This is a genomic window from Ralstonia flaminis, from assembly GCF_958415495.1.
In the GTDB taxonomy this organism is placed as follows: domain Bacteria; phylum Pseudomonadota; class Gammaproteobacteria; order Burkholderiales; family Burkholderiaceae; genus Ralstonia; species Ralstonia flaminis.
Genome location: NZ_CATZLL010000006.1, coordinates 213,953 through 232,899, shown reverse-complemented (window position 1 = coordinate 232,899; position 18,947 = coordinate 213,953). Strand labels below are relative to the sequence as shown.

Sequence of the window (18,947 nt, the reverse complement as noted above, 5' to 3'; positions counted from 1 at the left end):
GCAACATCATGCCGGCGTCAGTTCCACCGGTTCTTGGTTCTCATGTTGGGCGGCGACCAGTTGTCTGATCTGCTCACCCGATCGTTTGAGCGCAATGCGCGCCTCTGGAAGGAAAGGATAGAAGATCGGCCACACGTGCGGAAGCCGGCGGCCCATTTCCACCGAAACGGATACCCCGGCCGCCTGCGCGCGCTCAGCCATTCGGAGGGTGTCATCGCGCAGCACCTCGCTTGTGCTCACGTAGCAATGCAGTGGCGGCAGACCCGCAAAATCGGCGTACAGCGGCGACACCAGCGGGTGATCCACCGGCATGCCCGAATCGCCCAGGTAGATCGTGGCGCCATAGGCCATCCACGCCCCGCGGAACATCACGTCGGAGTCATCGTTGTCGATCAGGCTCTGGCCGGTGGCGGCCAGGTCCGTCCACGGCGAGTAGAGAATCGCGCCGGCCGGCAGAGGGTCCCCCGCATCGCGCAGCGCCACCAGCAGCGCCAGCGCCAAGCCGCCCCCCGCCGAATCGCCCGCCACCACGATCTGCGCTGGCAGCACACCTTGCGCCAGCAGCGTGCGATAGCTGGCCAGCGCGTCTTCAATGGCTGCGGGAAACGGATGCTCGGGCGCCAGGCGGTACTCCGGCACGTGCACGCGTGAGCGCGCATGCGTGGCCAGGCCGATCGTGATGGGGCGATGCGTACGGGGGCTGCAGAAGAAGTAGCCGCCGCCGTGCAGATAGAGCACCACGGGTGGTGGGTCGTCCAGCATGTCGAGGTCGGCAGGTTCGATCCACTCGCCGGTCAGGCCGCTCCTGGCAGGCACGATGCGCCAATCCGGCGGCAACTCCACCGGCGACGGCATCTTCCGCTTCTCCGCGCCGATGCGCGTGGCAACAGGGTCAAAGGGCTCCCGCTCGGTCGGCCGCTTGATCTGCCGGCGCACTTTCCATGAGACGACCCAGTTCTGCCAACTCATCGCGCGGCCCTCAACAGCAAAATTCCAGCCTAGCGAGGATGCGTTGCCCAGACAATCGGTTCGCACCCTTGTTTGTACACAGTGTCGGCACTATGCGACATCAAGCAACGTCTTGCGTGGCAGCCAAGGCAACGAGGCAGAGCCGCTCCATCTCGCCGATCCACACGTCGGGTGCGGGTGGCGCATCGGGCAACAGCACGCGGTAACGCCGGGCGCCCCAGATGGCCAGCAGCAATGTCTGCAGCAAGGCGTCCCCGGGCCGGGTCGGCAGGTCGGCACAGGCATCCAGTGCGTGACGCCAGGCGGCGCGCAGTTCATCGAAGAAGCGCCGGTGGTGCTTGGGCTCGGCGATGCGGTCTTCGCGCATCAACATGGCGTGGTCGAAGTACGGCGGATCGAGCGCCGGATCGCCGCAGGTCAGGCGCACGAGATGGCGCACGCGGTCGGGCCAAGGCAAGTCGGTGCGGTCGATCACCTCGCGCTGAATGCGCCCGAGCAGCACCTCGATGGTGTGCCGCACGTAGCCGGAGAGCAGCGCCTCCTTGTTCGGGAAGTACTCATATAGCGTGCCGACCGAGCAGCCGGCCTCCAGCGCAACGGCGCGCGTAGTGGCAGCCTGTGCCCCGTCGCGCTGCCAAATCCGAACAAACGCGTCATAGATGGCTTGTACGGTGAACTTTGCGCGGCGCTGCGACGGCCGCTTCAGCGGCTTGGCGGGGCCTGCCGGTGCAGTGTTTTCCGCCGGCGCATTTCCGAACCCGGTGCCGGATTGCCGGCGATAGAGTGAAGCCATCAGCCCATCGATCCCAAAAATGAAGGAGACACCATGAACGCCCCCAAGAACGCCCCTTACGAGCGGCTCTTCACGCACAAGCATGCCCTAAACGAAAGCCGGCTGGAACGCGCCGATATGGCCCCCGTGGCCGCCCCCGGCGAGGTCATCTTGCGCCTGGACCGCTTCGCGCTCACCACCAACAACATTACCTACGCGGCCTTTGGCGATGCCATGCAGTACTGGTCGTTCTTCCCCACCGGGCAGGACGGCTGGGGCCACATGCCGGTGTGGGGTTTTGCCGATGTGGTGAGCTCCACGGTGGAGGGCATTGACGTGGGCGAGCGCTTCTACGGCTATTTCCCGATCGCCACGCACCTGCGCATGCAGCCAGAACGGGTAACGCCGCGTGGCTTCTACGATGGCGCAGCGCACCGCCAAGCGCTGGTCTCCGCCTACAACCAGTACACGCGCGTGACGCAGGATGCTGCCTACGACGCGACGCTGGAGAACTACCAGATCCTGTATCGGCCACTGTTCATCACGTCGTTCATGCTGGCGGATTTTCTCTCGGACAACGCCTTCTTCGGCGCACGGCGGCTGGTGTTCTCCAGCGCCTCCAGCAAAACGGCGTATGGCACCGCGTTCTGCCTGCAGGACACGCCGGGGCTCACGCTCACCGCACTCACCTCCGCCGGCAATCGCGCCTTCGTCGACGGCCTGGGGTGCTACCACGACAGCGTCACCTACGATGCACTCGGTACGCTCGCTACCGATGTCCCCACGCTCTATGTCGACTTCTCCGGTGATGCGGCGCTACGCCGGCGCGTGCACGAGCACCTTGGCAACGCGCTGGTGTACGACTGCTTTGCGGGCTCCGCGCAGAACACGGATTTCATCCAATCCGAAGATCTGCCCGGCCCAGCACCGCAGTTCTATTTCGCGCCGGTGCAGATCCGCAAGCGCAACGCCGACTGGGGCCCCGCCGTCGTCACCGAGAAGTTCAACGCCGCACAGCGACGCTTCATCGACCACGTACGCGAACCCGCGCACGGCTGGCTCACCCTGATCGAAGAGCACGGCATGACCGCAGCACAAGCACGCATCGCCGCGCTGCACGCCGGGCGTACACACCCGCGTGAAGGCTATGTGATCCGACTGTGATGCGTGCGCTGGCTGCACGGAGGCCAGCGCCTCGCTCACGCGCTTGAAGACGTGGCATTCCGCGCGGGATGCTTTCGTATCCCTGGTGGGGAACCAACAAACAATCTACAAATTTATATATTATTTGAGGCTAAATTGATTTCGCCCCCACCTCTGTTCCCATGTCGATTGACTTTGCGCATTTCACGCCGGGCGCAGCCATGATTGGCGGCCTGATCATCGGGCTGGCCGCTGCCGTGCTGGTGTTGGGCAACGGACGCATTGCCGGCATCAGCGGCATCATTGGCGGGCTGCTGCAGCGCCCGCATGGCGACATGGATTGGCGTATCGCCTTTCTTGCCGGGTTGATGGGGGCGCCGGTCATTGCGGCGCTGCTCGGTCAACCGGTGGTGCCCGACATCTCTGCCGGCTGGGGCGAGGTCATCGCCGCTGGCTTCCTGGTCGGCATCGGTACGCGCTACGCGGGCGGCTGCACGAGCGGCCACGGTGTCTGCGGTTTGTCGCGCGGCTCCGTGCGCTCACTGGTGGCAACGCTCACTTTCATGGCAGCGGGCATCGTCACCGTGTTCGTGATGCGGCACGTGGTGGGAGGCTGACATGCCGATCGTGATGGCGTTGATCGCGGGCCTGCTGTTTGGTGCGGGGCTCATCGTGTCGGGCATGGCCAATCCGGCCAAGGTACTTGGTTTTCTGGATCTGTTCGGGCGTTGGGACCCATCGCTGGCCTTCGTGATGGCCGGGGCGATTGCGGTGGGCGCGATCGCCTTCTTTATCGCGCGGCGGCGCGGGCGCTCACTGCTTGGCACGTTGATCCAATGGCTGTCGGCCACGGGCATCACCACGCGGCTTGTGCTCGGCAGCGCGGTCTTCGGTGTCGGCTGGGGCCTCGCAGGGTTCTGCCCGGGGCCAGCACTGGTGGCGCTGGGCGCAGGCGTGCCCAAGGCCATCGGCTTTGTCGTTGCCATGCTGGCGGGCATGGCCGTTTTCAGCGCAATCGAGCGCAAGCGCTAGCCGCGCGCACCTCTACAACAACACACAACCCACCCACAGGGGGCAACATGACGCTTGGCAAACTCGGCGCCGCATTGGCGCTGGCCGTCAGCACATCCGCATTCGCACAAACCACACCGAGCACACTGCCGGTGCCCGACGAAGCCACCATCCCGGCCGGCCCGGTGGGCGACGCCATCAAGCGCGGCAAGCTGATCCTCACCGACACCAAGCGCCAGTTGCCCCACAACGTCGGCAACGGCCTGAACTGCACAAGCTGCCACCTGAACGGCGGCACCACGCCATACGCCTCGCCTTGGGTGGGGCTGACCGCCGCGTTTCCGGAATACCGCTCGCGCAGCGGCGCCGTCATTTCATTGCAGCAGCGCGTGAATGATTGCTTCCAGCGCTCCATGAACGGCAAGCCGATCGCCTTTGACGGCGAGGACATGAATGCCATCCTCTCGTACATGAAATGGCTCTCGAGCGGCGTGCCCGTGGGTACCAACGTGAACGGTCGCGGCTTCGAGAAGATCGACACTACGCTCGTGCCGAATCGCGAGAACGGCAAGGCGATCTATGCGCAGCGTTGCGCTGCCTGCCACGGCGCCGAGGGCCAGGGCATGCCGAACCCGCAAGGCGGCTACTTCATGCCGCCGCTGTGGGGCAAGGACTCGTTCAACATCGGTGCGGGCATGGCGCGCCTGTACACCGCTGCGCCCTTCGTGAAGCACAACATGCCGCTGGGCCAGGGCGGCACGCTCACAGCACAGGAAGCCGTGGACGTGGCTGGATTCTTTACCCAACAGCCACGCCCCGACTTTGCCGACCGCGCAAAAGATTGGCCCAAAGGCGATCGGCCCAAAGACGCACGCTGACGCAACGGCACCCAGCCAAGAAAAAAGCCTGCGACGTTACCGCCGCAGGCTTTTTCTTTGACACATCAGGACGGTTAGACGTCTCTTCTGTGTGAATCCCCGCTCAACACTCAGTTGACCTTGAGCTGACCGCCACGGCCCAGGCCACCCTTCACGTCTTGAGCCTTGTAGCTGCGCAGCGCAACGACCATCTTGTTCCAGGCATCAATAAAGGCGACCACCGTGGCCTTGCCTTCCGGCGTGCTGGAGAAGCCTGCCAGACCGCCGCCCACGCCACCGCCAAAGCCGGCCAGCACAGCGCCGTAGTTGGTGGCCGTCGAGCTGCCTTCGGCTGCGGCAATCTGCACGGCCGAGCGAACGTCAAACAACGTCAGCGTCACCACCGATGCCTTCGACTTCACGCTGCCGGCCAGCGCAGCAATCGCGCTGTTGCCCAGCAGGCCGCCCACGGCGCCAGCCACACCGCCGATCGGCGAGTCGTTGATGATGATCTGCGGCTCCATGTAGTAGTCAGCCGCCACGCGCTGGCCCTTCTGTTGCTTGGAGCCGGCACGGTATTCGCCGGAGTTGCGCTGCAGATCGGTGATGCGCGACAGGCGTGCATCGGTCTTCTGGTTGCCGATCGACGTGATCACGAAACAGTTGGACTGCTGAACAGCCAGACGCAGCAGCGGATCGATCGTGGTGATCTTGGTGGCGCTGCCGAACTGGCCGTACCAGTCGGCGTTGCGGCCGTCATCCATGGCGATCGTGCCCAGGGGCGAGGCGCAACGCTCGAGCGTCGGATCTGCGCCTGCACTGGAGCCGCCGGCTGCAGCACCGCTCACGCCGGCGTTCTGTCCGCCCGGGGTCACCATGCCACCGCCGGCACATGCGGCGAGGGATGCAGCGATGACGGCCACACCTGCAAACTTGGCAGTGCGGCTGAAGGGATTGGTTTTCATATTGTTTTGTGGCTCGAATTGAGTCGATTCACGGCTTACGCGTCCTTCGACTCGATAAGCCCCCCTTGGCAAGGCGCACGACGAGTTTTCCCCCTCCCCAAAGCGCCTTGAAAACGCGATAACGCTTTCGCTATCTGATTACCGGTCAGTACCAGTACCAGGTCGTTTGACGCCAAACGCCCAGATACGGGTAACCCGAGTACCAGTAGTTGTAATAGGTGGTGCGCCACTGCGTGCGCCACTTGTAGTCGTCCTGCTCCGACTGTTTCGCCTTGCGCGCTTCGTCGAGCAGTTTCTTGGATTCCTTGTCGCCGCGGCTCACCGCAATCGAGAGCCATTTTTCGGCTTCAGCCGGGTCGGAGCCCATCTCTTCGAGGCCAAACAGATAGAACGCGCCCAGCGCCTTCTGCGCCTGCAGGTTGCCGTGCTCTGCAGCCTCGCGCATCCACACCAGCGCCTGGTAGCTGTCCTGGCGCACGCCGTCACCACGGAAATAGCGCAGACCCAGGTCATAGGCGGCCTTGGGTTCTCGTTTGGCGACTTCCTTGAGGGCCTCGATACGCGGGTTTTCGTCCGGGATATTCGCCTGATCAAAGGCCACTTGAGCCTTGGGCCGATCGGCACACCCACGATCGTCGCAAATCCGCACCACATCGCTGGGCGGTTGAGGCTGGGCACAGGCGGCCAGCCACACGACTGCCCCCAGCATCAGCAAACGATTACGCATTCGTCGACCCCTACTTTTTTATTGTTGCTATCGATTGAGAGGCTTTGTCAGCCTCGGATGGTATGCCCCAGCCGATCGCGCAAAGCCTTCTTTTTCCCGCCCCACCTACGAATTGCGGGCACATGATATAGATCGGTCTACTTTAGCGTCAACTATGTGCAGTTGTGTTACCAAAGCATAAAGCTGGCAAGGCAACAACAGTCTGGGCATGGCTTGGCTGCGGCCGAAATCCACAGGATGCGGCAAGAGGCCGATGCTAAGATGCAAGCCGGCAATCAAGAGAGGTCGCGATGCGCGCAAGCAAGCGCCAGCAAGTGGTGGACAAGGCCAGTGAGCTGTTTTCCCGGCACGGTTTCTACCCGGTCGGCGTCGATTGGATCATCAGCGAGTCCGGCGTTGCGCGCATGACGCTTTATCGGCACTTTTCCGGCAAGGAAGACCTGATCAAGGAAGTGCTGGAGCAGCGCTACACCTTCATCATGAACAGCATGGCCGAGCAGCTTTCGACCATGTCTGACGTCACGGCCCGCCTGAAGGGCATCTTCGACTGGTATGAAGCGTGGTTCCGCAGCCCGGATTTTGCCGGCTGCCTGTTCGAGCGCGCGCTGGCCGAGTTTGGCGCGACCTGCCCCAAAGTGACCGATGTGGCGGTGCGCTACCGCGACGACCTGCTCAACATGATCGAAACGCTCCTCGCGGAAATCGTCCCCGTCGATGCGGCGCGGCAGCTCGCAGGCATTTATGTGATGCTGCTCTCCGGCGCCACAGCCGATGCGCGCGCCGTGGGCGATCCGACTGCCGCCACCCGGGCGTGGCTTGCAGCGCAAGTCCTGCTGAACCAGGCCAGAACCAGCGCACGCGCCATCGCATAAGCCGGCGTCGTCTCTACCAGCCCCGCTGCAAGCGCCGGGCGATCTGCCAGGGCAGACGCAGCAGCCCACCAGCCGTCAGACGCAAGTGCATCCCCACCAGCAGGATGTTGTCGCGCAGATATTGGAAGTGCGACACACCACCTTCGCTCCCCCGGAAGTAACGCACTGGCGCATCCACCCGAATAGGCCGCACACCGGCCCAGCACAAGCGCACAGCCGCTTCGGGGTCGAAGTCGAAGCCGCGCATCCAGGTGTGCCGGCGCATGATGGCGACTAGCGGCGCGATCGGATACACGCGGAATCCGAACAACGTATCGCCAATGCCCGCCCATAGCGTTTCAAGGTCTGCGCACACGTTCGACAGACGCCGCCCCTGCACGCGCAATTGCGGCGCGCTGGCATCAAACACCGGTTGCCCGAGGATCATGGGGCATCCGGCGCCGCCTGCGAGGCGGCCATGAAGGCGGGGATCAGGTCCGCCGGGTGCTGGCCGTCGGAGTCCATCGTCAGCACGTAGGTGAAGCCGCGTGCGGCGGCAGCTTCAAGCCCGGCCTGAATGGCCGCGCCCTTGCCCCGGTTGCGCGGCAGCACGATGACGTGCAGCCCCGGGGCTTGCGCGGCCATTGCCTGCAGGCGCTCGACGCTGCCATCGGTACTGCCGTCGACCACGACCCACACGGGGTTCCATTGCGCGCGGGCGTTGCGCACGGTCTCGTCAAGCTTGACGCCTGGGTTGTAGCTCGGGATCGGGACGAGGTGCGTGGAAGATGCGCCAGTCATCGTCATGGCGTCATGCGTGTGCGTCCACGTGCGGGCTTTCTTGCCAGCGTGCGCGGTGTTGAAGCACACGTCGCGCGGCTCGATACGTTCGACGCACCGCTCGACATTGAAGTCGAGCGCATCAGCGGCGACGGCAACAACGTGCTTTACCGCTTTACCGTGCGCTGCGCCGAGCGCACGCTGCTCACTGGCCGCGCCGCCGTTGTGCTCGACGCGTCCGCCGTATGAATCTGTTTGAGAGGAATCCCGCCGTGACAGGTCGCCTGTTCCCGCTGTTGCCGCTTGCCGCGCTATGGTTGACGCTACTCAGCCCCATGGCCCATGCCGATCTGTCCGAGGTGAAGGAAAACATCAAGCAGGACACGAAGGAAGCTGCCAGAAAGACCGGACACGCCGCCAAGGAAGCCGGCCATACCACGGCCAATGCCGCACGTGCGGTTGGGCATGGCGTGAAGAACGCCGCGCATGCCACCAAATGCGGTGTGAAGCACGTGTTCAAGAAGCCTTGCGATAGCGATTGACGCTGCCAGTAAAAAACCCGGCATCCGTGATGGACTGCCGGGTTTCTATCGACGCCTACCGCGTGATAACGCGATCTACTTTGCGGCCACCGCAAAGGTAATGCGGCGGTTACGCTGACGCCCCTCTGCGCTCGCGTTGTCCGCCACCGGCACGCTGGACCCTGCCCCCGCCGCGTGCAAGCGTTCCTGCGGCACACCTTGGCCCGTGAGGTACGCACGTACCGACTCGGCACGTTCGAGCGACAGCTTCTGGTTGGCGTCCTCATTGCCCTGATTGTCGGTGTGGCCAGTGATCACGATTGTGCGGTCGTCATCCTTCAACAACCCGGCGATATCGTTCAGGCGGCTCTTGGCCTCTTCCGGCAGCGTCGAAGAGCCGGAAGCAAACTCGATGCGCTCATCAAGCAGGTTGTCCGATGCAGCAGCCGCGCCGACTGTGCTTGCATTGGCATCGGTGGTCAATGCCACGTCCGACTTCAACTGGCTGGCGATCCAACCCGGTGCGACGGCGCCAGTAGCAGCGCGCACCGCCTCGCTCGGCGCCACACCGGTCAGCTTCATGCCCTCCGCGCTGGTCTGCAGATCAAAGCTGCCCAGTTGTTTCAGGCGAGCCAGCACGTCAACCGGGCGGGACTGCCACCACACGGCTGGCGCACCCGCAGCGACGGTCAGCTGATCGACCACGTTGTCCTTGCCCCACAGCACGCGTGCGGGCTTGAGCAGGCGCTCCTTCGTCGCCTCGTCGGGCACGGCACCGCTAAGGGTGATCTTTTGCGCGTTACCGGCAAGCCCGATGGCACCTGGCGCTGTGGTGTGCTCGCCCGCCGACGAACCTGTAGACAACGCTGCCGTTGCAGCACCACCGCCCGCCGACGCAGCGTCCTGGCCGCTGATGAATCGCACCGCATAGATGATCACGCCGATCAGCAAAACACCGACCACAGCGGCAACGACGGCAAGGGAAACGCGTTCTGACTGGTCTTCCGTGGACATGCGAAACACTCCCAAGTGGCGCCGCGCAGCCCAGAATGGGCCGGAGCGGATGACGAACCAGCAATCTGACAGATCAGGGATGACTTGTCGACCGCATCACCGTGTTCAACTGTCTGTTGGCAGTGCGGGAAACCCAAATAACAAAAAGCCCGTGGACACAAGGCACACGGGCTTCAACCAACAAAAATTACACGAAGTAGGTTCTAGAACGGAATATCGTCGTCCATATCCTCAAAACCATTCGACGGCGCTTGCTGACGACGTGCACCGCCGCCCTGGCCACCACCTTGGCCGCCTTGGCCACCGCCTTCACCGCCGCGCGAATAGCCACCGCCGCCTTGCTGGCTGCGGCCACCACCGTAGCCGCCACCACCGCCGCCGCCTTCGCCGCCGCGTGAGTAACCGCCTCCACCGCCGCCCTGCCCGCCACCGCCTTCACCGCGGCCGCCGAGCATCTGCATTTGGTCTGCAACGATTTCGGTGCTGTATTGCTTCTGGCCGTCCTTCTCCCACTGACGGGTCTTGAGGCGGCCCTCGATGTAGACCGACGAACCCTTCTTCAGGTATTCACCGGCAATTTCGGCCAGGCGGCCGAAGAAGGCGATGCGGTGCCACTCGGTGGCTTCCTTCATTTCGCCGCTGGCCTTGTCCTTGTAGCGGTCGGTGGTCGCCACGCGAATGTTGGTGACGGCGTCGCCGCTGGGCATGTAACGCGTTTCTGGATCGGCGCCGAGATTGCCGACGATGATGACTTTGTTGACGGACGCCATGATGAGTTTCCGAAGGTAATTGAAGTGATGCCGCCGTAGGCCCGGGTTAGTGTCGGCGCAAAGCCGGCATCTGCATGGGGCTGGCAATTATAAGCCACGCAAGCGCGAGGCCAGCGCATGTCAGGAAAACAGCATGCTGCCCCGCGTGCAGCAAAATCCAGCCGCCGCCGGCACCGCCCGCAAACAGCCCCAATGCCTGCGTCGTGTTGTACACGCCCATGGCCGCGCCCTTGCGCACACCCGGTGCGTACTTCGACACCAGCGAAGGCTGCGATGCCTCCAGCACGTTGAAGCCAAGGAAGTACACCAGCAGCGCGATCGACAGCGCGGTCAGCGTCGGATGCACCTCGCCCAGCGCCAGTTGCGCCACCATGACGAGCGCCACGGCAGACAGCAGCACGATCTTCATCTTGCCGCGCTTTTCCGCAGCAATGATGGCCGGCACCATCAGCACGAACGACACACCCATCACCGGCAGGTAGATCTTCCAGTGCGAGTCGACTGGCAGGCCAGCGGCTTCCAGCATGTGCGGCAGCACGACGAACAACGCCGTCTGGGTGGCATGCAGGGCGAACACACCAAAGTTCAGGCGCAGCAGTTCAGGGTTGTGCAGCACCTCGCGGAACGGCGCTTTGACGTGCTCGGGCGGACGCGGCGCATTGGGCACCACCCACAGCACCACGCCGATGGCGATGACGGCCAGAATGCCGATCGCCAGGAACATGCCCGGCATGCCCACCCAGCGGAAGATGATGGGCGCACTCACGATGGCCACGGCAAACGACACGCCGATGCTGCCGCCGATCATGGCCATGGCCTTGGTGCGGTGCTCTTCGCGCGTGAGGTCGGCCACGAAGGCGATCACCGCAGAAGAAATCGCCCCCGCGCCCTGAATGGCTCGCCCGACGGCGATGCCCGCTACGCTGTGCGAAAAGGCTGCGACAAGGCTGCCGATCGCAAAGATCACCAGCCCCGTCACGATGACAGGCTTACGACCGAAGCGGTCCGACAGCCAGCCGTAGGGGATATAGAGCATCGCCTGCGTAAGGCCATAGACGCCAATGGCGAAGGCGACGAGTTGGGTGTTGTTGCCGTCGGGTAGCGTCTTCGCGAACACAGCGAAGACCGGCATGATCATGAACAAACCCAGCATGCGCAGCGCAAAGATGCCGGCCAGCGAGGCCGCCGCGCGCAGCTCAAGGCCGGTCATGCGGCCGGAAGCGGAAGTCATGGATGGGGAGTCGGAAACAGGGTGCAGAAACCGCCGCAAAAAAGCGGCGGCAAGGACACTTGAACGATCTTTCGGACTGCCCCATCTGGGGCCGGGTACCCGCAAAACCGAAGTTCGGTATATTAGCAGGCTTACCCTTTTCCACCCCCTCCGCTGACTGCTGCACCCAATCTGGGCGGGTGGTCCTCAGCGCCAAGCCGCACATGGACGAAATCAAGATTCGTGGGGCCCGTACCCACAACCTGAAGAACATCAACCTTGATCTGCCGCGCAACCAGTTGGTGGTCATCACCGGGCTGTCGGGCTCTGGCAAGTCGTCGCTCGCGTTCGACACGCTGTATGCGGAGGGGCAGCGGCGCTATGTGGAGTCGCTCTCAGCGTATGCCCGGCAGTTCCTGCAGCTCATGGAGAAACCCGACGTTGACCTGATCGAAGGTCTATCGCCAGCCATCTCCATCGAACAGAAAGCAACGAGCCACAACCCGCGCTCGACGGTGGGCACCGTCACCGAGATTCACGACTACCTGCGCCTGCTGTATGCGCGCGCCGGCACGCCCTACTGCCCCGACCACGGCCAACCGCTGGAAGCGCAGAGCGTGTCGCAGATGGTCGACGCCGTGCTGGCGCTGCCGGCCGACACCAAGCTGATGATCCTGGCGCCCGTGGTCGCCAACCGCAAAGGCGAGCACGTCGATCTGTTTGAAGCGATGCAGGCGCAGGGTTTCGTGCGCTTTCGCATCCGCTCGGGCGGCGGCACGGCGCATGAGGCCGAAGCGAAAGTCTACGAAGTCGACAACCTGCCCAAGCTGAAGAAGAACGACAAGCACAGCATCGAAGTCGTGGTCGACCGCGTGAAGGTCAACCCGGAGCTCAAGCAGCGCCTGGCCGAATCGTTCGAGACCGCGCTGCGCCTGGCCGACGGCCGCGCCATCGCGCTGGAAATGGACACAGGCAAGGAGCACGGTTTCAGCTCCAAGTTCGCCTGCCCGATCTGCTCGTACTCCTTGCAGGAGCTGGAGCCGCGGCTGTTCTCGTTCAACAACCCGATGGGGGCGTGCCCGCATTGCGACGGTCTGGGCCAGATCACCTTCTTCGATCCGAAGCGCGTGGTGGCCTTCCCGAACCTGTCGCTGGCCTCGGGCGCCATCAAGGGTTGGGACCGCCGCAACCAGTTCTACTTCCAGATGCTGCAGAGCCTGGCAGTGTTCTACGACGTCGACATCGACGTGGCGTTTGAAGACCTGCCGCCCGAGATACAGCAGATCGTGCTGCACGGCTCGGGCAAGCAGCAGATTCCGTTCACGTACATCAACGAGCGCGGCAAGACCACCGTGCGCGAGCATGCGTTCGAGGGGATCATCCCCAACCTGGAGCGCCGCTATAAAGAGACCGACTCCATCGCCGTGCGTGAAGAGCTGGCCAAGTACCAGAACAATCAGCCCTGCCCTGAGTGCCAGGGCACGCGCCTGCGCCGCGAGGCCCGCTTCGTCAAGATTGGCGAGGCCGACCAGGCACGCGGCATCTACGAGATCAACGGCTGGCCGCTGCGCGATGCGCTCACGTATTTCCTGACGCTGAACATGCACGGCGCCAAGCGCGAGATCGCCGACAAGATCGTCCAGGAGATCACAGCGCGGCTGAACTTCCTGAACAATGTCGGGCTCGATTACCTGTCGCTGGAGCGCAGCGCCGATACGCTTTCGGGCGGCGAGGCGCAGCGCATTCGCCTGGCTTCGCAAATCGGCTCAGGCCTGACCGGCGTGATGTACGTGCTAGACGAGCCATCGATCGGCCTGCACCAGCGCGACAACGATCGCCTGATCGGCACGCTCAAGCACCTGCGTGATCTCGGCAACTCAGTGCTGGTGGTCGAGCACGATGAAGACATGATCCGCGCGTCGGACTACGTGGTCGACATCGGCCCGGGCGCCGGCGTGCATGGCGGCCAGATCATCGCCGAGGGCACGCCCAAGCAGGTCGAGCAATCGCCCGCGTCGCTCACGGGCGAATACCTCTCTGGCAAGCGCCGCATCGAGGTGCCCAAGCAGCGCACCGCACCCGATGAGGAACGCTGGCTGCGCATCATCAACGCTTCGGGCAACAACCTGAAGAACGTATCGGCGGACATCCCCATCGGGCTGCTGACGTGCATTACGGGCGTATCGGGCTCGGGCAAGTCCACGCTGATCAACGACACGCTGTATCACGCGGTGGCTCGCCATCTGTATGGTTCGACGCCGGAGCCTGCCGCGCACGACCGCATCGACGGGCTGGAGCATTTCGACAAGGTCATCAACGTCGATCAATCGCCGATCGGCCGCACGCCGCGTTCGAACCCTGCCACGTATACGGGCCTGTTCACGCCCATCCGCGAACTGTTTGCGGGCGTGCCGTCGGCCAAGGAACGCGGGTATGACCCAGGCCGCTTCTCGTTCAACGTCAAGGGCGGCCGCTGCGAGGCCTGCCAGGGCGACGGCGTGCTCAAGGTCGAGATGCACTTCCTGCCCGACGTGTACGTACCCTGCGACGTGTGCCACGGCAGGCGCTACAACCGCGAAACGCTCGAAGTGCTCTACAAGGGCAAGAACATCACCGAAGTACTGGAGATGACGGTCGAGCAGGCGCACGAGTTCTTCGCGCCGGTGCCGGTGGTGCGCCGCAAGCTGCAGACGCTGCTCGATGTGGGGCTGGGCTACATCCGCCTGGGGCAATCGGCGACGACGCTGTCGGGTGGTGAGGCGCAACGTGTGAAGCTGTCCTTGGAGCTGTCCAAGCGCGACACCGGCCGCACGCTCTACATCCTGGATGAGCCGACCACCGGCCTGCACTTCCACGATATCGAGCTGCTGCTCAAGGTCATCTACAAGCTGCGCGACCACGGCAACACGATCGTGATCATTGAGCACAACCTCGACGTGATCAAAACGGCCGACTGGTTGCTCGACCTTGGGCCGGAAGGTGGCGCGGGTGGCGGGCAGATCATCGCCAAAGGCACGCCGGAAGATGTGGCGAAGAGCAAGGCCAGCTTTACCGGCAAGTACCTCGCACCGCTACTCAAACGCAAGTAAGGCGCGCAGGTAAGCCCAAGAAAAAAGCGCAGCTTCGGCTGCGCTTTGTCTTTGGCGAGGCGATCGGCTAATGCCCGGCGGCCGCTTCCGGTTCGACTTCCTCAGCATCCTTCATGCGGCTGCGGTTCAGGGCCCCCGCGGCATCCAGCACCGGATACGCAGCCGCACAGAACAGCGAATTCAGACGCTTGAAGTCACTGATGATGTCCAGATGCAGCGAGCTGGTCTCGATGCTCTCGGCGGTCTGCTCCGACACGCGCGCCAGGTGGCTGCGCGCATAGCGCTTCTCCAGATCGCGGAAGTGCACCTTCTGCAGCATCAGCCGCTGGGCACTGGGCAAGTCGCCGATCAGGAATACCGACATCGACAGCTTCAGGTTGGCGACCAGTTGCGTATGCATGTCTTCCAGCTCCAGCAAGCCGGCCTCGGAGAAGGTCAGCTTGTGCGCGATCTTCTTCTCGCGCACATCCTGCAGCAGGCGGTCGATGATGTCACCGGCATGCTCCAGGTTGATGGTGACCGAGATGATGTCGGCCCATCGCTTGCCATCGCGCTCGTCCAGCGCCTCGTGGCTGAGCTGTGTGAGGTAGAACTTGACGCCTGTGTAGAGTGCGTCAACCTCGTTGTCGACGGCGCGTGTAGCCTGCAGCAGGCGCACGTCGTCAGTCTTGAGCACGCGCAGTGTGTTCTCCAGCATCTGCTCCACACGGTCGCCGATGCGCAGCACCTCGCGCGAGGCGTTGCCCAGCGCCAGCGTGGGCGTGGCCAGCGCAGACGGGTCGAGATAGCGCGGTGCGACCAGCTCATCCAGATGCCGCCCACCCGGCAGGACGCGCGTGCACAGGCGAGCCATCTGGTCGGTGAAGCCAATCAGCAGCGCAGCCAACGCCACGTTAAACAGCACATGAAACGCCACCACCACGTGCTGCAACGCCACGCCCGCATGCGGCGCCAACGCTGCCAGATGCCCCAGGAACGGCAGCACCAACGCAGCACCCAACACGCGCGAGAGCAGGTTGCCCAGCGTGGCCCGGCGTGCTGCCTGGCTGGATGCAGGCGTGGTCGCCAATGCGGCGATGGCGCTGCCGATGTTGGCGCCCAGCACAATCGCAAAGGCCACCTTGACCGACACCGCCGCAGAGGTCGCCAGCGTGGCACAGAACAGCACCACCGCCAGGCTCGAGTAGCACAGCAGCGTGAGCACCGCGCCGATCAGCATGTTCAGGCCCGTATCGGCCGAGATGGAGCTGAGCAGCACGCGCAGCGCGTTGGCTTCGACCATCGGGCTGGCCGCCACCGCAATCAGCTCCAGTGCCAGCATGATCAGCCCCAGGCCGATCAGCACGCGCCCGAAGTGCCCGACCGGGCTGCCCTTGCGCGACAGATGCAGGATCACGCCAAAGAAGATCAGCAGCGGTGACAGCCACGACAGGTTGAGCGCAAACACCTGCGCCATCAGCGCCGTGCCCACGTTGGCACCCAGCAGGATCGCCAGTGCCGAAGACACGCCCATCAGCCCCTGCGCAACGAACGCTCCAACAATGGTGGCCGTTGCGTTACTGCTCTGCACCAGGCACGTCACCCCAATGCCCGCCAGCAGCGCAGAGAACCGGTTCGACACGCTGCGCGACAGCAACCGGCGCAAGTCCGCGCCATACAAGCGCAGCATGCCGACCTTGACGGTCTGCGTGCCCCAGACCAGCAGGGCCACGCCCGAGAGCAGCTTGAGCAGTGTGTACATCGGTTCCTGTTGCGCTTACTTGGTCAGCGCAACGCGCAGGCCCAGGCCGATGAAGATGCAACCGCTCACGCGATCCAGCCACAGCGATGCACGCGGCGTGCGGCGCATCCAGCCGCCCAGTGCAGCCGCGCACCAGCCATACAGACTGAACACAACGACGGTCTGCGCCATGAACACGCCGCCCAGCAACAGCATCTGCAGCGCGGCATGCCCGGCCTGCGCATCAACAAACTGCGGCAGGAACACCACAAAGAACAGCGTCACCTTCGGGTTGAGCAGGTTGGCGAACACGCTCTGGCGGAACACCTGCCACAGATCCGGCGCTACCTGCAGGCCACCCTTGTTCAGGCCGACACTGCCTTTGCTGCGCAGCGCCTGCACGCCCAACCAGATCAGGTAGGCCGCGCCCAGCCAGCGGATCGCCTGAAACGCCAGGGGCGAAGACTGCAGCACCGCCGCCAGCCCGAGCGCCGCCAGCGTTGTGTGGAACAGGCAGCCCGAAGCAAACCCGGCCGCCGCCGCCAGCCCAGCCTTGCGCCCCTGGCTTGCGCCACGTGCGATCACTTGCAGGTTGTCCGGCCCCGGCATCACCGTGATGGCAATGGAGGTCAGCAGAAACAGCAGCACATGGGGCATCGGCGCCTCCTGGCAATGGAAGAAAAAACGGAAGCGACCATGCTACCGCGCACGGTCACAAAGTGTCATATTTTTGTCACATGAGCGTATGCCGTGGATGCATCGCTTCAGGGCCGTCCGGGTACGTCAATGGCCGTCGAAATGACAGACCGTGAACAGCGGCAGACCGCCCTCGATCAGCAGGCGCGAGCCGCCCAGTTCAGGCAGGTCGACAATCGCCGCGCCCTCCACCACCGTAGCGCCCAGGCGCTCCAGCAAGCGCTTGCCCGCCATCATGGTGCCGCCGGTGGCGATCAGGTCATCGATCAGCAAGACGCGATCGCCGGGCTTGCACGCGTCGGCGTGGATCTCCACCGTGGCGCTGCCGTATTCGAGCGAGTATTCCTCGGCCACCGTGGTGAACGGCAGCTTGCCCTTCTTGCGGATCGGCACAAAGCCCAGGTTCAGCTCGTACGCCACGATGGAACCCAGGATGAACCCGCGCGCATCGATGCCCGCCACCAGATTCAACCCCTGCCCCATGTAGCGATGGATGAACACGTCCACCAGCACGCGCAAACTCTTCGGGTCCTGCAGCAGCGGCGTGATGTCGCGAAACATCACCCCCGGCTGCGGCCAGTCCGGCACGGTGCGGATGCGCTCGCGCAGATAGCGCGTCACGTCGCCCAGCTCGGTGGACGCAGGCACGGACGACGGCGTCAGCAAAGCCGCCTGATGGTGAGGAACGTTGGTCATGACTGGAATGGGAAAAGACGATCAGCAATCGGCGTGTAGTAGCCGGCTACCACCCACGGCAGGCGGCGCGTCACCACAATGGGCAGACCGCAACCATACAGGAGACAACCGTGGCGAAAAAGATTCTGATGCTGGTGGGCGACTATGTCGAAGACTACGAAGTGATGGTGCCCTTCCAGGCCCTGCAGATGGTCGGCCACACAGTGCATGCGGTCTGCCCCGACAAGCGCGCCGGCGACTCCGTTGCGACCGCGGTGCACGACTTCGAGGGGGCGCAGACGTACTCCGAAAAGCCCGGCCACCGTTTCACCCTCAACACCACCTTTGCCGATATTGACCCGGCGGCGTATGACGCACTCGTCGTGCCCGGCGGCCGCGCGCCCGAATACCTGCGCCTGAACACCCGCGTGCTCGACATCGTGCGCCACTTCGCCCGCGCCGATAAACCCATCGCGGCCATCTGCCACGGGGCGCAGTTGCTGTCGGCGGCAGGCGTGCTGGAGGGCAAGGCGTGTTCGGCATATCCGGCGTGTGGTCCGGAAGTCACCGCAGCGGGCGGCACATTCCAGGATATCCCCGTCGATCAGGCCCACACCGACGGCAAGCTGGTAACCGCCCCCGCCTGGCCAGCGCATCCCGCGTGGCTGGCACAGTTTCTTGAAGTCCTGGGGACACGGGTTCTACACTGATCGGGCTGCCCGCCGGTTGCTCATCCGTGGGCGCCTTATTCGGGAGACCCGGCAATGTGCGAAATCTTCATCCGCGCCAATCCCCACTCGTACGACACCCTGGCCCGCTCGCTGCGCCTGCACGGCGTGGCGACCAGCGTGCGCCTGGAGTGTCTGTTCTGGGAGGTGCTGGAAGAAATTGGCCAGCGCGATGGCCTGACGGTCAGCCAGCTCATCAGCAAGCTGTATGACGAATTGCTGGAGCACCGGGGCGAAGTCGCCAACTTCGCCTCGTTCCTGCGCGTCTGCTGCCTGCGGTATCTGATGCTGCAGCAGGGTGGGCGCATTCCGGCCGATACGCGCGTGTCAATCCGTTCGCTGGATGCCGCTGCCGTGCTGGCGGGCCTGCCACCAAGCCTGGCTGACACCCCGCCGCCACGCCGCTCACGCGGGCCGCTGCTGGAGGCGCTCGCGAAGTAGCGTGCCAG

20 protein-coding genes and 1 pseudogene are annotated in these 18,947 nt (G+C 64.1%); 10 read left to right on the top strand and 11 right to left on the bottom strand.

The annotated features are described in order from the left end of the window. Positions 1-6: 6 nt before the first annotated feature. Entirely contained in the window at positions 7-969 is a 963-nt protein-coding gene (locus tag R2N11_RS11785) for an alpha/beta hydrolase (RefSeq protein WP_199026732.1), read from the bottom strand. A gap of 100 nt (positions 970-1,069) precedes the next feature. Next, on the bottom strand, positions 1,070-1,762 hold the full coding sequence (locus tag R2N11_RS11780; protein ID WP_316681189.1) for a TetR/AcrR family transcriptional regulator: 693 nt from the start codon (positions 1,760-1,762) through the stop codon (positions 1,070-1,072). Between the two features lie 33 nt (positions 1,763-1,795). On the opposite strand from R2N11_RS11780, the gene R2N11_RS11775 reads away from it, so the two are divergent. From R2N11_RS11775 to R2N11_RS11760, 4 genes are all read left to right on the top strand, one after another. Further along, positions 1,796-2,905, top strand: coding sequence for a DUF2855 family protein (locus tag R2N11_RS11775; protein WP_199026734.1), 1,110 nt, complete (start codon positions 1,796-1,798; stop codon positions 2,903-2,905). A gap of 161 nt (positions 2,906-3,066) precedes the next feature. Continuing rightward, positions 3,067-3,501 (top strand): YeeE/YedE family protein, encoded by a 435-nt coding sequence (locus R2N11_RS11770; protein WP_316681188.1) that lies wholly within the window; start codon positions 3,067-3,069, stop codon positions 3,499-3,501. Position 3,502: 1 nt separating this feature from the next. Beyond that, the gene (locus R2N11_RS11765) at positions 3,503-3,916 is read left to right on the top strand and encodes a DUF6691 family protein (RefSeq protein ID WP_316681187.1); all 414 of its coding nucleotides are present in this window, start codon (positions 3,503-3,505) and stop codon (positions 3,914-3,916) included. A gap of 47 nt (positions 3,917-3,963) precedes the next feature. Then, positions 3,964-4,773 carry a c-type cytochrome gene (locus R2N11_RS11760; protein WP_316681186.1) on the top strand — a complete coding sequence of 270 codons (810 nt, stop codon included), beginning with the start codon at positions 3,964-3,966 and terminating at the stop codon, positions 4,771-4,773. A 110-nt stretch (positions 4,774-4,883) separates the two neighbouring features. Here R2N11_RS11760 and R2N11_RS11755 read toward each other — a convergent pair whose 3' ends face one another. Next, entirely contained in the window at positions 4,884-5,717 is an 834-nt protein-coding gene (locus R2N11_RS11755; RefSeq protein ID WP_316681185.1) for a hypothetical protein, read from the bottom strand. Positions 5,718-5,862: 145 nt separating this feature from the next. Next, entirely contained in the window at positions 5,863-6,444 is a 582-nt protein-coding gene (locus tag R2N11_RS11750; RefSeq protein WP_316681184.1) for a tetratricopeptide repeat protein, read from the bottom strand. A gap of 290 nt (positions 6,445-6,734) precedes the next feature. Between R2N11_RS11750 and R2N11_RS11745 the strand changes: the two genes are divergently transcribed. Further along, complete coding sequence (locus tag R2N11_RS11745) at positions 6,735-7,316, top strand: TetR/AcrR family transcriptional regulator (protein ID WP_199026740.1); 582 nt, start codon at positions 6,735-6,737, stop codon at positions 7,314-7,316. Between the two features lie 13 nt (positions 7,317-7,329). Here R2N11_RS11745 and R2N11_RS11740 read toward each other — a convergent pair. Next, positions 7,330-8,024: pseudogene (locus R2N11_RS11740) on the bottom strand (glycosyltransferase family 2 protein). Between R2N11_RS11740 and R2N11_RS26395 the strand changes: the two are divergent. Both R2N11_RS26395 and R2N11_RS11730 read left to right on the top strand, forming a co-directional pair. Next, positions 7,929-8,324, top strand: coding sequence for a hotdog family protein (locus R2N11_RS26395; RefSeq protein WP_430715437.1), 396 nt, complete (start codon positions 7,929-7,931; stop codon positions 8,322-8,324). The pseudogene R2N11_RS11740 and the gene R2N11_RS26395 sit on opposite strands and share 96 nt — an antisense overlap. Positions 8,325-8,410: 86 nt before the next feature. Beyond that, positions 8,411-8,617, top strand: coding sequence for a hypothetical protein (locus R2N11_RS11730; protein WP_430715439.1), 207 nt, complete (start codon positions 8,411-8,413; stop codon positions 8,615-8,617). 75 nt (positions 8,618-8,692) lie between these two features. Here the strand turns inward: R2N11_RS11730 and R2N11_RS11725 are convergent, their stop codons facing one another. The 3 genes from R2N11_RS11725 to R2N11_RS11715 form a co-directional block, all read right to left on the bottom strand. Then, positions 8,693-9,610: an OmpA family protein gene (locus tag R2N11_RS11725; protein WP_199026742.1), complete on the bottom strand. Its 918-nt coding sequence runs from the start codon at positions 9,608-9,610 to the stop codon at positions 8,693-8,695. 203 nt (positions 9,611-9,813) lie between these two features. After that, positions 9,814-10,380 (bottom strand): single-stranded DNA-binding protein, encoded by a 567-nt coding sequence (locus R2N11_RS11720; RefSeq protein WP_199026743.1) that lies wholly within the window; start codon positions 10,378-10,380, stop codon positions 9,814-9,816. A gap of 46 nt (positions 10,381-10,426) precedes the next feature. Further along, the gene (locus R2N11_RS11715; RefSeq protein ID WP_316681255.1) at positions 10,427-11,590 is read right to left on the bottom strand and encodes an MFS transporter; all 1,164 of its coding nucleotides are present in this window, start codon (positions 11,588-11,590) and stop codon (positions 10,427-10,429) included. A 224-nt stretch (positions 11,591-11,814) separates the two neighbouring features. On the opposite strand from R2N11_RS11715, the gene uvrA reads away from it, so the two are divergent. After that, positions 11,815-14,679, top strand: a complete 2,865-nt coding sequence (gene uvrA, locus R2N11_RS11710; protein ID WP_199026744.1) for an excinuclease ABC subunit UvrA — start codon at positions 11,815-11,817, stop codon at positions 14,677-14,679. A gap of 67 nt (positions 14,680-14,746) precedes the next feature. Here uvrA and R2N11_RS11705 read toward each other — a convergent pair whose 3' ends face one another. The 3 genes from R2N11_RS11705 to R2N11_RS11695 all read right to left on the bottom strand — a co-directional run bounded on the left by R2N11_RS11705 (position 14,747) and on the right by R2N11_RS11695 (position 17,791). Further along, a complete protein-coding gene (locus R2N11_RS11705) occupies positions 14,747-16,420 on the bottom strand; it encodes a Na/Pi cotransporter family protein (RefSeq protein WP_199026745.1) in 1,674 nt (557 codons plus the stop codon). A gap of 15 nt (positions 16,421-16,435) precedes the next feature. Beyond that, positions 16,436-17,056, bottom strand: coding sequence for a LysE family translocator (locus R2N11_RS11700; RefSeq protein ID WP_199026747.1), 621 nt, complete (start codon positions 17,054-17,056; stop codon positions 16,436-16,438). 126 nt (positions 17,057-17,182) lie between these two features. After that, a complete protein-coding gene (locus R2N11_RS11695) occupies positions 17,183-17,791 on the bottom strand; it encodes an adenine phosphoribosyltransferase (RefSeq protein ID WP_199026749.1) in 609 nt (202 codons plus the stop codon). A gap of 110 nt (positions 17,792-17,901) precedes the next feature. On the opposite strand from R2N11_RS11695, the gene R2N11_RS11690 reads away from it, so the two are divergent. Both R2N11_RS11690 and R2N11_RS11685 read left to right on the top strand, forming a co-directional pair. Beyond that, positions 17,902-18,480 (top strand): DJ-1/PfpI family protein, encoded by a 579-nt coding sequence (locus R2N11_RS11690; protein ID WP_316681182.1) that lies wholly within the window; start codon positions 17,902-17,904, stop codon positions 18,478-18,480. A 54-nt stretch (positions 18,481-18,534) separates the two neighbouring features. Beyond that, a complete protein-coding gene (locus R2N11_RS11685) occupies positions 18,535-18,939 on the top strand; it encodes a ribbon-helix-helix domain-containing protein (protein WP_199026753.1) in 405 nt (134 codons plus the stop codon). The last annotated feature ends 8 nt before the right edge of the window (positions 18,940-18,947 follow it).